Origin of the sequence: Gordonia sp. (in: high G+C Gram-positive bacteria) (assembly GCF_049299075.1) — a bacterium.
In the GTDB taxonomy this organism is placed as follows: domain Bacteria; phylum Actinomycetota; class Actinomycetes; order Mycobacteriales; family Mycobacteriaceae; genus Gordonia.
This window is the reverse complement of record NZ_JBAQWU010000071.1, coordinates 1-11,323: the sequence shown is the minus strand read 5'-3', so window position 1 is coordinate 11,323 and position 11,323 is coordinate 1. Positions and strand designations below refer to the sequence as shown.

The 11,323-nt window shown below is 66.3% G+C and carries 16 protein-coding genes and 1 pseudogene; 5 read left to right on the top strand and 12 right to left on the bottom strand.

What is annotated here, in order from left to right; all coding sequences use genetic code 11:
• Positions 1-437 (top strand): annotated as a pseudogene (locus tag WAW85_RS02585) (hypothetical protein); the annotation flags it as partial.
• Between the two features lie 10 nt (positions 438-447).
• Here the strand turns inward: WAW85_RS02585 and WAW85_RS02580 are convergent.
• The 6 genes from WAW85_RS02580 to WAW85_RS02555 form a co-directional block, all read right to left on the bottom strand.
• Positions 448-1,434, bottom strand: a complete 987-nt coding sequence (locus WAW85_RS02580; RefSeq protein WP_422558095.1) for an ABC transporter substrate-binding protein — start codon at positions 1,432-1,434, stop codon at positions 448-450.
• Between the two features lie 62 nt (positions 1,435-1,496).
• A complete protein-coding gene (locus tag WAW85_RS02575) occupies positions 1,497-2,285 on the bottom strand; it encodes an exodeoxyribonuclease III (protein WP_422558094.1) in 789 nt (262 codons plus the stop codon).
• Between the two features lie 4 nt (positions 2,286-2,289).
• Complete coding sequence (locus WAW85_RS02570) at positions 2,290-2,835, bottom strand: barstar family protein (protein ID WP_422558093.1); 546 nt, start codon at positions 2,833-2,835, stop codon at positions 2,290-2,292.
• Positions 2,832-3,263, bottom strand: a complete 432-nt coding sequence (locus WAW85_RS02565; RefSeq protein ID WP_422558092.1) for a ribonuclease domain-containing protein — start codon at positions 3,261-3,263, stop codon at positions 2,832-2,834. Before WAW85_RS02565 ends, WAW85_RS02570 begins: the two co-directional genes overlap by 4 nt.
• Positions 3,264-3,322: 59 nt before the next feature.
• Entirely contained in the window at positions 3,323-3,964 is a 642-nt protein-coding gene (locus WAW85_RS02560) for a GNAT family N-acetyltransferase, cg3035/Rv0428c family (RefSeq protein WP_422558091.1), read from the bottom strand.
• Between the two features lie 19 nt (positions 3,965-3,983).
• Positions 3,984-4,574, bottom strand: a complete 591-nt coding sequence (locus WAW85_RS02555) for a peptide deformylase (protein ID WP_422558090.1) — start codon at positions 4,572-4,574, stop codon at positions 3,984-3,986.
• 137 nt (positions 4,575-4,711) lie between these two features.
• Between WAW85_RS02555 and WAW85_RS02550 the strand changes: the two genes are divergently transcribed.
• From WAW85_RS02550 to WAW85_RS02535, 4 genes are read left to right on the top strand one after another with little or no spacing between them, the layout of a single operon-like run.
• Entirely contained in the window at positions 4,712-5,029 is a 318-nt protein-coding gene (locus tag WAW85_RS02550) for a DUF3263 domain-containing protein (protein ID WP_422558089.1), read from the top strand.
• Between the two features lie 37 nt (positions 5,030-5,066).
• A complete protein-coding gene (locus WAW85_RS02545; protein ID WP_422558088.1) occupies positions 5,067-5,567 on the top strand; it encodes a LytR C-terminal domain-containing protein in 501 nt (166 codons plus the stop codon).
• 54 nt (positions 5,568-5,621) lie between these two features.
• Positions 5,622-6,218 (top strand): hypothetical protein, encoded by a 597-nt coding sequence (locus tag WAW85_RS02540; protein ID WP_422558087.1) that lies wholly within the window; start codon positions 5,622-5,624, stop codon positions 6,216-6,218.
• Positions 6,219-6,231: 13 nt separating this feature from the next.
• On the top strand, positions 6,232-7,371 hold the full coding sequence (locus WAW85_RS02535; RefSeq protein ID WP_422558086.1) for a glutamate--cysteine ligase: 1,140 nt from the start codon (positions 6,232-6,234) through the stop codon (positions 7,369-7,371).
• On the opposite strand, the gene mnhG is transcribed toward WAW85_RS02535, so the two are convergent.
• The 6 genes from mnhG to WAW85_RS02505 form a co-directional block, all read right to left on the bottom strand.
• Positions 7,368-7,733 carry a monovalent cation/H(+) antiporter subunit G gene (mnhG, locus tag WAW85_RS02530; RefSeq protein WP_422558096.1) on the bottom strand — a complete coding sequence of 122 codons (366 nt, stop codon included), beginning with the start codon at positions 7,731-7,733 and terminating at the stop codon, positions 7,368-7,370. The two genes, WAW85_RS02535 and mnhG, sit on opposite strands and share 4 nt — an antisense overlap.
• A complete protein-coding gene (locus tag WAW85_RS02525) occupies positions 7,733-7,993 on the bottom strand; it encodes a monovalent cation/H+ antiporter complex subunit F (RefSeq protein WP_422558085.1) in 261 nt (86 codons plus the stop codon). The genes mnhG and WAW85_RS02525 overlap by 1 nt, the downstream gene beginning before the upstream one ends.
• Positions 7,990-8,793, bottom strand: a complete 804-nt coding sequence (locus WAW85_RS02520; RefSeq protein ID WP_422558084.1) for a Na+/H+ antiporter subunit E — start codon at positions 8,791-8,793, stop codon at positions 7,990-7,992. The genes WAW85_RS02525 and WAW85_RS02520 overlap by 4 nt, the downstream gene beginning before the upstream one ends.
• Positions 8,790-10,409 carry a Na+/H+ antiporter subunit D gene (locus WAW85_RS02515; protein ID WP_422558083.1) on the bottom strand — a complete coding sequence of 540 codons (1,620 nt, stop codon included), beginning with the start codon at positions 10,407-10,409 and terminating at the stop codon, positions 8,790-8,792. The genes WAW85_RS02520 and WAW85_RS02515 overlap by 4 nt, the downstream gene beginning before the upstream one ends.
• Positions 10,406-11,041 (bottom strand): Na(+)/H(+) antiporter subunit C, encoded by a 636-nt coding sequence (locus WAW85_RS02510; protein ID WP_422558082.1) that lies wholly within the window; start codon positions 11,039-11,041, stop codon positions 10,406-10,408. The genes WAW85_RS02515 and WAW85_RS02510 overlap by 4 nt, the downstream gene beginning before the upstream one ends.
• A partial coding sequence (locus WAW85_RS02505; RefSeq protein ID WP_422558081.1) for an MnhB domain-containing protein occupies positions 11,038-11,323 on the bottom strand: 286 nt, incomplete at its 5' end. The genes WAW85_RS02510 and WAW85_RS02505, both read right to left, overlap by 4 nt.

The window sequence follows — 11,323 nt, the reverse complement described above, 5'->3', positions numbered from 1 at the left end:
CTACCGCGCAGCCCGTGAGCGCCGAAGCCGCCCCCGTGGCCGCAGCCAATTCCGCGACTACCACGTCCGCCGCCGTAGTCGCAGCTACCGCCCCCTCCCTCGCGCAGTTCCAGTCCGACCTGGCGGTGCTGCGTAGCGGCGCATCGAACCGGGCGAAGGGCGAGCTCCTTGAGGGCGGAGCGCCGGCTGCGGCCACCCTCGCCAAGGTGCTGAACTATGGCAAGCAGTTTGAGCCGATGGGGATGGGCTATCGCCTGGTCGGCCCGGTGAAGCCGAATGGCACCACGGCCACCGCGCGTCTGGAGTTGTACGCCCCCGGCTATCAGTCGAACTATCTGCCCATGACCTTCGTGTGGAAAGACGGGCGCTGGAAGCTCACCAACGAGTCGGTGTGCGAGCTGGCTTCCTTCGCGCAGGTTCCCTGCAACGTCCGGTGACGGGACCGGGCTACTCCGAATTGGCGGCGCGTTCGAGCTCCGGGCGCATCTGATCGAGCAAATACGGGATGGACAGTGGGCTGGGCTGGTTCAGGCCGGTGATCTCGGCGACGCTGAGGTTGGCGACAGCCCCATCGCGCACCGCCGACAGGTTTGCGTAACCGGGCAGCTTGCGGAGCTCGGTCCTCAGCGCGTCGGTCTGCGCGGTGATCGCCAGGAAGTCCGACTCAAGCAGGGGCACGTTTTCGGTAGAGATTGGGAAGCGGGGCTGTCGCTGGGCAGCGTACGCAGCGGCGATCTTCGGTGCGACCTTCATGCCGAGCTCGGTGAACAGGAGCCCGGCAGCGTCGTTCGGGTCGGCCATCACCTGGATTTGATCGCTGGAGAACATGTACGCCAATGCGTAGGCCTTACCCTTCAGTCCGGGCAGGTCCGCCTTCACCTGACTGATCTTGCCGTTGACTCGGTCGATGATCTCCTTGGCCAGGCCGGTGCGGTGGGTGACGGTGCCGAACAGTGTCACCAAGTCCGCCCACTTGTCCACTTGCTGACCGGAGACGCCGGGGATGGTCGGCGCGAGCTCCCGGATCTTGGCGAAAGTCTCCGGCTGTGCGGTGGCCATGAAGCCTTCGGCCAGGATCAGGTCCGGTTTGGCTTTGGCGATCTCGGCGACCAGGTTGTCCATGGCCAGCGGTGTGGACCGCTCCAGCTTGACGCCCACCCACGGTGCGGGCGTGCCGCCGAGCATCGCGGCCTGGTCAAGGTAGGCGACCGGGGTGACGCCGAAGGCGAGCGCGGTGTCGGTCCACTGTGCGCCGAGCGTGACGATCCGCTTCGGGGTGTGCTCGATGGTGACCGGGCCCTGTGGTGTGTTCACTTGCACCGGGCCGCCGTCCCCACCGGCTTCGTCCGGGGCGCTGCAGGCGCTGACCGCCAGCATTACCGAAAGCAGGAGCGCGACGGATGCGGTGGCACGACGGACGACCCGAGTTATCATAGGCATACCTTACCTATCGATCGGTGGGCTGGTCGTTCGGGTTCGTGAGCGATCTGGGGAAATCAGGACAGGTCGAGCACCAGGGGCGCGTGATCGCTGGCGCCGTCGGCGCCGCGGGCGGTGCGGTCGATGAAGGCGTCGTGGACGCGGTCGTCGAGGGCGGGCGAGCAGAGTGTGAAATCGATCCGCATACCCTGATTCTTGGCGAACCGCCCGGCGGTGTAGTCCCAGAAGGTGTACGTATCCGGTCCGGGGGTGAAGGGTCGGGCGCTGTCGACGTAGCCGGCCCGGCCGAATTCGGCGAAGGCGGCGCGTTCGGGTGGGGTCAGATGGGTGCGGTCGATGAAGAAGTCGCGATCCCAGACGTCCTCGTCGCGCGGCGCGACGTTCCAGTCGCCGGCCAGCGCGATCTGCGCTGCCGGATCGTGGCCGAGTTCGAGTCGAGTCACATTCGCTAGCGCGTCGAGCCAGGCCAGTTTGTAGCGGTAATGCGGATCGTCGACCCGCCGACCATTGGGTACGTACAGGCTCCACACGCGGACACCGCTGCACGTCGCCGAGATCGCGCGGGGCTCGGGCGCCTCGCCGGGCCGCAGCGAGGGTTGACCGTCGAACCCGATGTGCACATCGTCGAGGCCGATGCGTGAGGCGATGGCGACGCCGTTGTAGCCGCCGTCGCCAGCCATCGCGACGTCGTAGCCCTCAGCGAGGAAGCTCATCAGCGGGAACTCGTCGTTGCGGCATTTGGTTTCTTGCAAAGCGATCACGTCGATCGCGTGCCGCGTCATCCACGCGACGACCTGCTCCGAGCGTGCCCGGATCGAGTTGACGTTCCAGCTGGCTAGCCGCATGTGCTCAATCCTTCTCGTCGGGAACCAGGATGACCGATTCGGCGCCGACGGCGACCCATCGTCGGCGCAGAGACTTCAGGTGCCTGGCATCGGTGTGCAGTATCAATCCGAACGCTAGCGGGTGCGGGCGGTCGGCGCCGTAGGCGTTCGGGGTGCGGTACAGGTCGCGGTAGACGCTTTGCTGCTGCGCGAAGTACGCGAGGTCGTCGGCGTCGGCATCGGCCAGGAATTGCTCCGCGTGGTCGACGACGGTGAGCACGCCGCCGGGCGCCGAGCCGGTCGCGGTCTGCTGCGGCGGAACCTGGCCGTCGAGATCGCCGAAGCAGTCGTCGAAGGAGGCCCAGCTCAGCCAGAAATAGTCGGGAAAATTCCAGGCTTCGGCGTACTCGCGCAGTAGCCCATCGCGGGTGCGCATGGTGGCCCCGTCCAGGTGTCGCACAAGGACTCCGTGCTCGATATCGCGCGGCAGGATCACCGGTGCGGCCGTCACCGCCACGGCGGGCGCGCCGTCGATCGTCGCCCGCAGAAACTCGCTCAGCGTGGTGCTCAACGTGCGGGCCCCCTGATCTGAACGACGCTCCGGTAGTGGTCCAAGGTGTACCAGGCCGAACCGTCCTGCGCGGTGATGATCCGCTCCGCATCGCGACCCTTCCCGCGCTGCTTCGGATTCACATCCCACTCCTGGAAGCGCAGTCGCTCGCCGCTGGCGCCAGTCGGCGGCAGTAGTCCTTCGCGGTTACCGAACTGGCGGCCGCCCTGGGTCCCCGGGGCGTGTGCCGCGTCCGGCCACTGGTGCGCGTCGATCAGGGCGAGGGTCACGGCGACCCGCTCGGGAACGGCGGCTGCAGTCGCCGACTTGCCCTCCTGATCCGACCCCGAGCTCAGGAACCACGTGGCGAGCAGGACGACGATCAGGATCAGGGCACTCGCCGCGGGCACGAGTGCGCGGCGTCCGGGAGGACGGGCTTCGGTAGACATCGTGGTTAACGGTATTCGACGATCAGCACAGTTCCCGAAAATCCTCGCCAACGGGGCGCTCAGCCCGCTGCCAGCTCGATCATCAGGAAGGTGTGGTGCAGGCCGAATCCGCTCTCACGTAACCGCATTCGCTCGTCCAGATCGCCGCCGGACACCTCGACCACCTCGTCGTTGTTGGTGAGGACCTCGTATTCCTGTGCCGGGCCGGGGAACTCCGCGCTGCGCAGCAGTCGTTCGGGAACGATCACGCGGGGGGTGCTTCCGCGTTCGGTGTACCAGGCGCGGATCTTCTCCAGTGCGCCCGCGTTCGCGCCGAACTCCAGCGGGACCGCGGCGTTGGCGCGCACGGCGGACGAGTCTGGCGAGTGCAGCACGGTCCAGCCGTCGAGGGTCGCCGTCTCGGCGGCGCCCACGGCGTCGGTCAGTCGGCGTTCGACGGCCCGGACCTCGGTGTTGCGCACCGTTCGCGCGGACAGTTGACGGATTGCGGTGATCGCCGCGACCGGCACCTGCTCCAGGACGCCGTCGCGTTCGATGGACAGCGCCGCGGTGTCGGAGCTGCGGAGAAATCCGGTGATGTCCGAGAGGCTTGGCGCACGAGTGAACGACGGATTGGAGCCGCTCGCCGCGCGCCAGTCATCCGGACCGCCGGCGCCGAGTCGGTAGCGGACGACGACGCGATCTCCGGGCAGCGGTTGCACGACGGATGTCCCGGGTTGATCAGTCGTCGTGACCGAACGGATCGGCCACCGCGCCGGGCAGCCAGGAGAGTCCCGGCACACCCCAGTCATTGCGTTTGATGGCCTTCTTGGCGGCCCGCGCGTTGCGGCCGACCAGCACGTCGACGTAGAGGAAGCCGTCCAGATGGCCGGTTTCGTGCTGCAGCATACGAGCAAAGAAGTCGGTGCCCTCGATCTCGACGGCGTTGCCGTCGCGATCGGTGCCGCTCACCTTGGCCCAGTCGGCGCGCCCGGTGGGGAAGCCCTCACCCGGCACCGATAGGCAGCCCTCGTCGTTGTCATCGGGGTCCGGCATGGTCTCCGGGATCGCCGAGGTCGACAGCACCGGATTGATCACCTCACCGCGCCGGCGGGAGGGGCCGTCGGGGCAGTCGTAGACAAACATCCGTAGCCCAGCGCCGACCTGGTTGGCGGCGAGCCCGACCCCGTTGGCGGCGTCCATGGTCTCGTACATATCGTCGAGCAGTTCGACGATCTCGGCGCTGGGGCGCCCGGCGTCGTCAAGGTCGACGGGGGTGGTCGGCTGGTGCAGCACTGGTTCGCCGACAATGCAGATGGGGAGAATCGCCATAGTGCGCAGTTTACTGCTGACCAGGAAACCGTTGCCGCGCCGGTGAGTCATCGTCGCGACTACCGGCGCGGCGTGATTAGATACTCACCGAAGCACACAGCTGTCATTTCCCCGAGCGCTACGAAAGGGACCCACCGGTGTCGAACGGCGCAGCCGCAGAGCAGCAGTCGGTCCAGCCTGACCCGCATGAGGTCGGGGCGGATGGGTTGACCCGCCGCGAGCACGACATCCTCGGGTTTGAGCGGCAGTGGTGGAAGTACTCGGGCTCCAAGGAAGAAGCGATCAAGGAGCTCTTCGGCTTGTCGGCCACGCGGTATTACCAGGTGCTCAACGCGCTTGTCGACCGCCCCGAGGCGTTGGCCGCCGATCCGATGCTGGTCAAGCGTCTCCGTCGGCTGCGTGCGTCCCGCCAGAAGGCGCGGGCCGCGCGGCGACTCGGGTTCGACCTCACCTGACGCGGCTCCGGGTCTGGCGTGGGTTAGAGTTGCCGTGATGAATCCTGACCGCGAAAACAATCACCTGCCTCTGCGCGCGGGGGCCATGCTGCTGCTTGCTGTGGCCGTGGTGGCGCTGCTGCTCGGCATCAAGTCCTGCTCGGACAGCGGTAAGGAAACTGCCCACGACAAGCTCGCTGGGCAGAATGTGCCGACCGAGACCGCCGCTACGTCCGCGGCCGCGACGTCGTCTGCGGCGGGTTCGTCGACGGCGCAAGCCTCGTCGATCACCCTCTGCGTCATCAACGCGGGTACCGCTAAAGGCCTAGCCGCCGAGGTTTCCGGTGAGCTGAAGTCCGCAGGCTTCACCATTGGCACCGAACCCGGCAACCTGTCGACAGCCACCATCACCGAGAACACCGTCTTCTACCCCGCAGGCCAGGAAGATCAGGCGAAGCAAGTCGCCGCGGCCGTGCCGGGTGGTGCGACCACCGACGAACGGCCGTCCGCTTTCGCGCCGTGCGCGGGGGAGATCGCCGTTATTGTTGTCAACAAATAAGACCCAAATTTCTGCCCAGCCAACCAGCCAACCAGCCTCAGCCGAAGGAATGCCATGACTGCCAGCCTCACCTCCACGACGAAGCGCGTGCTCGCTACCCTCGCTGCCGCGGGGATCGCCGGTGTGGCCCTGACGGCCTGCACCCCTGATGAGCATGCCTCGGACGTCCCGGGCACTACCCCGCCGGTCATCACCGGCCAGCAGGCGATTCCCGGTGACCTGGTGAACGCCGATGGGGTGGCGGCCCCGGCCGGCTCGGCGGTCGGCACTGTCGCGCTCCTGAGCTCGGCGGGCGACAACATTGGCGCAGCCAGCTTTGTCAGCGCCGAGAACAGCACCACCATGAACCTGCGCGTCTCGGGGGCGACCCCGGGGCAACACAAAGTTGAGGTGCGCTCGGGAAACAGTTGCGTCACCCAGAAGCGGGAAGGCACAGTCGGCGGCGATGCCACTGTCGAAACCACCTCCGGTTTCACTGGCACCGGTACCGTGATCGCCGGCGGTGCGCTGCCCGGTGTCTTCGTCGACGAGCACACTAACGGCACGGCGCGGCAGACCGTCAACCTGAACGCCAGCGAGCTGGACGGCAAGACCCTGGTCCTGGTGACCGGCGATGTCGTGACCGCCTGCGGCGTCATCATGGCGAACTAGCCTGCGGTCGTCGATGAACCGGCCGGCACGGTTCGATCCGATCGCGTTCCGGGCGTCGCCGGAAGCCACCCTCGGCGTCGAGTGGGAGCTCGCACTGGTGGACCCGCGCACCCGGGACCTGGTCAACGCCGCCGATCCGCTGTTCGAGCTGATCGCCGCCCGCGGGCTGTCCCGCTCCACGCAGATCCACAAGGAACTGCTGCGCAACACCGTCGAGCTGGTGACCGGTATCTGCCGGACCACCGGGGAGGCGATGGACGATCTGGGCGCCACCCTGGACCAGGTTCGCGGCGTCACCGCCGAACTCGGGATCAACCTGTACGGCGCAGGCACGCATCCGTTCGCCGAATGGTCGGGGCAACAGCTCACCGAGGGCAGTCGGTACGCCGAGCTCATCGAACGCACCCAATGGTGGGGCCGCCAGATGCTGATCTGGGGGGTGCACGTCCATGTCGGCATCGACCACCGCGACAAGGTTTTGCCGATCTTGTCGAGCTTGCTCAACTATTACCCGCACTTGCTGGCGCTTTCGGCGTCGTCGCCCATGTGGGCCGGGCAAGAGACCGGGTACGCCAGCAATCGGGCGATGATGTTCCAACAATTGCCGACCGCCGGTCTACCTTTCCAGTTCGGGGAGTGGACCGAATTCGAGGCCTTCGCGCATGACCAGAAGAAGACCGGCATCATCGATCACCTCAACGAGATTCGCTGGGATGTGCGCCCCTCACCGCAGCTTGGCACCATCGAGGTGCGTGTGTGTGACGGGGTGTCCAACCGCGCCGAACTCGCCGCGCTCGTGGCCTTGACGCACTGTCTCGTTGTCGATCTGAACCGAAGGCTGACCGCCGGCGAGGAACTGCCGACAATGCCGCCGTGGCTGGTGCAGGAAAACAAGTGGCGCGCCGCCCGGTACGGGCTGGAGGCCATCATCATTCAGAACGCGGACTGCGATGAGCGGTTGGTGACCGACGATCTGGCGGACCTTCTGGTCCGGCTGGAACCGGTCGCCGCCGACCTTGGCTGCACCGCCGAGCTCGCTTCAGTCGCCGATATTCTGGTGCGCGGCGCGAGCTACCAGCGGCAGCGCGCCATCCATGAGGCCGCGGGCGACCTGCGCGCCGTCGTCGATTCGGTAGTCGCCGAACTCGCTTAGCTGGACCGGTGGGCCGTATCGTCGGCCGTATCGTCGTGACACTGCACGCAGAGATCGGACTCGTTCATCACGTTCTGCGTGGCGCGCTGTTCGCGGTAGGCGAGGCGACCCACACGCTGCGCGATCACCGGCGCGGTGATCAGCATGAACAGCGCGGTGAGGATCAGCATGCCGCCGTCCGGATGCCCGGAGATACGGATCAGCGTGCCGAGAAGAACCAACGTCATGCCGAAGGTCTGCGGTTTGGTGGCCGCATGCATTCGCGACAGGGTGTTGGGGAAGCGGACAATCCCGATCGCGGCGGTCAGCGCCATCAGGCTGCCGGTGAGGACGAAGACGGCGGAAATGATCTCGGCAACCATCATTCGTCATCCCGTACTCGGAAGCGGGCGACCGAAATGGACCCGATGAAGCTGACCAGTGACAACGACACAATGGCCGGCACGATGGTGGTGTCGTAGGTGGCGGCCACCCACACCGCCAGACCGCAGATGATCAGTGCGATCAGGGTATCGATGCCGACCAGACGGTCGAGGGTGCTGGGGCCGCGCAGCGCCCGGAACAGGGTGAGCAGGACCGCGGTCAGTAGCAGGGCCGCCGCGACGGTCCAGACGACGTTCATGAGTCCTTCTCCTTCTGCTTGCGACGTTTGCGGATCTGTGCGCCGTCGGCCACCCGCTGTCGATCGGTGTAGGGGACATGGTGGTAGTCGTCGTCGATACCGTGGTAGGGGCTCGGATGCCATTCGCTGTCGCGCTCGAAGGCCCGGATGAACTGTCGTTCCACATACGCCATCTGCTTGGCGAAATGGTCCACTTGCTTCTGTGTGCGCACGTCGAAGACGTGGACGTACAGGATGCGGTGCACATGATCGATCTCCACGACCATGGTGCCGGGCACCAGGTTCAGGTAGTTCACCGCCAGCGTGAGGACCAGGTCCGATTTAATGGCCAGGTGCACCCGGACCACGCAGCCCAGCGGAGGCGGTCCAGGCCGGATCGCAGCCCAGGCCACCTGCGCCGAAGAGATGAAGAAGTTCCACAGCATGGAGACGAGCAGATTGAGGGCGGCCAGCGGGTGCAGGCGGCCCTCCACCGGGACGCGCGGCAGCGGCAGCACACTCATCACGATGATGCCGATGATCACGCCCATCACGATGTTGCCCCACGACACCTTGCCCCAGAGCAGCACCCACACCCCGGTGAGCCAAAGCAGACCCCAGGCTCGGACCCCAAACTCCCGCAGGTCGCTGCCCATCCAAGTGGGCATGCGCAGGTGATTGACCAGCCAGACGATTGCCGTCGTCAATGGCCACGCGAACAGAAGAATACTCTGCCGCCACAGGTTGCCGAAGAAGGCCGGGATCGGGCGTTTACCGGCAGGCTTGGCGTGCGGGCGGTCCCGGTATGGGGTATTGCTCATTTCGCACATCCCAGAACCGCGCTGATATAGGCGCCGCAGGTACCCGGCTCGCGGATGAGGTTGTCAGCGGCGTCATCGGTGAAACCGAAGATCGGCCCGGCCCACACGGTTAGCGCCAGACCGACACCGATCATCGCAGCGGTCGGCAGCACCATGGCCGGCGGCATCCGGCCGACGTCCTCGCGCTCGTCGAGCAGCACATCCTCACCTTCGGGAACGAGCGCCGACGCGGTGCTGTTGGTGAGGCCGCCTTCCGGGGCGTCGGCGCGCGGCCGCCAGAACGCCTTGGTCCAGACGCGGGCCACTACGTACAGGGTCAGCAGGCTGGTGATCACCGCGCCGGCCACCAGCAACCAGGCCAGGACCGAACCGTCGCGCACGCCGCCTTCGAGCAGCGCCACCTTGCCGATGAATCCGGAGAACGGCGGAATACCGCCGAGGTTCAGGGCCGGGATCAAGAAGAGGACGGCCAGTACCGGGCTGGCGATCAGACCGCCGAGTCGGCGCAGTGATGCCGACCCAGCCTGCCGTTCGATCAGCCCGACCACCAGGAACAATGAGGTCTGCACCAGAATGTGGTGGGCGACGTAGTAGATGGCCGCCGAGACCGAGATCTGCGAGCCGACCGCGATACCGAAGATCATGTAGCCGATATGGCTGACCAGAGTGAACGACAGTAGACGTTTGATATCGGACTGGGCGATCGCACCCAGAATGCCGACCAGCATGGTCAATAGGCCGGCGACCATCAGGACGTTGTCCAGTGAGCCGCCCGGGAAAAGCAGTGTGTTGGCGCGGATAATCGCGTAGACGCCCACCTTGGTGAGCAAACCGGCGAACACGGCAGTGACCGGCGCCGGGGCGGTCGGATACGAGTCGGGCAGCCATGTCGAGAGCGGGAATACCGCGGCTTTGATGCCGAACGCCACCAGCAGCACCGCGAAAAGCGCGTTGCGCGTACCGGACGGCACGGACTCCAGCCGCAGCGCCATTTCCGCGAGGTTCAATGTGCCCGTGGTCGCGTAGGCGAAGGCGATACCGGCCAGGAAGATCAGCGACGAGACCATCGAGACCATGACGTACGACGCACCGGCTCGCACGCGGTCGGCGCTGGCGCCTAGGGTCAGCAGTACGAAGCTCGCGGCCAGCAGCACCTCGAAGGAGACGTACAGGTTGAACAGATCGCCAGCCAGGAACGAGTTGCACACCCCGGCGGTCAAAATCAGGTACGTGGGGAGAAAGATCGACACCGGCTGCTGGGTGGTGCCGTCCCGAATGCCCTGGCCGATCGCGTAGACGACGACGCACAGCAGCACGATGGTCGAGATCACCAGCATGAGGGAGGACAGTCGGTCGACAACGAGGGTGATACCCAGCGGTCCGTTCGGGTAGCCCTTGTCGCCCCAACCGCCGATGTTTACCGCAAAGGTGCCGTGCACGCTGGTCAGGTAGAGCATCATCGCCGACGCGATGAGCGCGATGCTGATGGCCAGCACGGTCACCGCCCGCTGGAAGCGCGGATTGCGGCCGCGCAGCAAGGTGAGCGCGGCGCCCAGCATCGGCACCACGGTTGGCAACGCGATGAGGACGGTGATCCACGACGGCTGGGGAATCATGCGCGGCCCCCGTCCGGCTCATCTGCGGGGGCCGCGGTGAGATCGGAATCGTCGTCGCCGGTCGGCATCTCCTCGGTCGAGTACTCGGGCAGATGGTCGATGATCGCGGCGTCCTCGGGCATCAGGTCGGTTTCGATGACAGTCCGGTGCGCCGCCGCGAACTCGTCGGGCGTCAGCGGGTTGCCGCGGGCGTCGAACAAGTCCCCGCTGACGGTGTCGGCGCCAGTCTCCGGGTCATCGCTGCGGTCCCGGTCCGGGAAGTCCTTGAGTGAGCCCTTGAGGAGCTTGACGTCCTCGGAGTCGTCCTCCAGGTCGTCGTCCTGGCGGTTGATGACGAACAGTCGGTAGGTCAGGGCCAGCACGAACGCGGCGATGCCCATCGTGATGACGATGGCGGTCAGCACCATCGCTTGCGCGAGCGGGTCGGCGTCGGTGGCCGAACCGATTGATTCCGCGCCTTTGATCGGCGGCCGTCCGGCTGGGCCGGACAGGGTGATGATCAGGATGTTGATGCCATTGCCGACCAGCATGAGGCCCAGCAGCATGCGGACCAGGCTGCGTTCCATGAGCAGGTAGACGCCGGTGGCGGCGAGGACACCGGCCACGATAAGCATGCCGAGGTTGACGCTCATCCGCGCACCTCCTGGGTGACTGGAGCGAACGGCACCGGAGTCGGGTCGCTGTCGGCGTCGAGGCGGGCCCCGAGACTGCGCAAGACGTCGAGTACCAGGCCAACGACGATCAAATAGATGCCTGCGTCGAAGAACATGGCGGTAACCAGGTGGACCTCGCCGAAGATTGGCAGGTTCAGGTCGAAGACCGCCGAGGAGAGGGCCGGGGCACCGAGGACGAGCGAGGTGGCGGCGGTGGTTGCCGAGATCAGTAGACCCGCCCCGAGAATGGTGCCCGCCTCC

What these genes read in the sequence shown, in the direction of transcription:
- WAW85_RS02515 (WP_422558083.1), bottom strand. Translation starts at nt 10,409, where the DNA reads ATGATTCCCCAGCCGTCGTGGATCACCGTCCTCATCGCGTTGCCAACC.
- WAW85_RS02580 (WP_422558095.1), bottom strand. Translation starts at nt 1,434, where the DNA reads ATGATAACTCGGGTCGTCCGTCGTGCCACCGCATCCGTCGCGCTCCTG.
- mnhG (WP_422558096.1), bottom strand. Translation starts at nt 7,733, where the DNA reads ATGGTTGCCGAGATCATTTCCGCCGTCTTCGTCCTCACCGGCAGCCTG.
- WAW85_RS02525 (WP_422558085.1), bottom strand. Translation starts at nt 7,993, where the DNA reads ATGAACGTCGTCTGGACCGTCGCGGCGGCCCTGCTACTGACCGCGGTC.
- WAW85_RS02520 (WP_422558084.1), bottom strand. Translation starts at nt 8,793, where the DNA reads ATGAGCAATACCCCATACCGGGACCGCCCGCACGCCAAGCCTGCCGGT.
- WAW85_RS02575 (WP_422558094.1), bottom strand. Translation starts at nt 2,285, where the DNA reads ATGCGGCTAGCCAGCTGGAACGTCAACTCGATCCGGGCACGCTCGGAG.
- WAW85_RS02535 (WP_422558086.1), top strand. Translation starts at nt 6,232, where the DNA reads ATGAACCGGCCGGCACGGTTCGATCCGATCGCGTTCCGGGCGTCGCCG.
- WAW85_RS02565 (WP_422558092.1), bottom strand. Translation starts at nt 3,263, where the DNA reads ATGTCTACCGAAGCCCGTCCTCCCGGACGCCGCGCACTCGTGCCCGCG.
- WAW85_RS02555 (WP_422558090.1), bottom strand. Translation starts at nt 4,574, where the DNA reads ATGGCGATTCTCCCCATCTGCATTGTCGGCGAACCAGTGCTGCACCAG.
- WAW85_RS02545 (WP_422558088.1), top strand. Translation starts at nt 5,067, where the DNA reads ATGAATCCTGACCGCGAAAACAATCACCTGCCTCTGCGCGCGGGGGCC.
- WAW85_RS02540 (WP_422558087.1), top strand. Translation starts at nt 5,622, where the DNA reads ATGACTGCCAGCCTCACCTCCACGACGAAGCGCGTGCTCGCTACCCTC.
- WAW85_RS02510 (WP_422558082.1), bottom strand. Translation starts at nt 11,041, where the DNA reads ATGAGCGTCAACCTCGGCATGCTTATCGTGGCCGGTGTCCTCGCCGCC.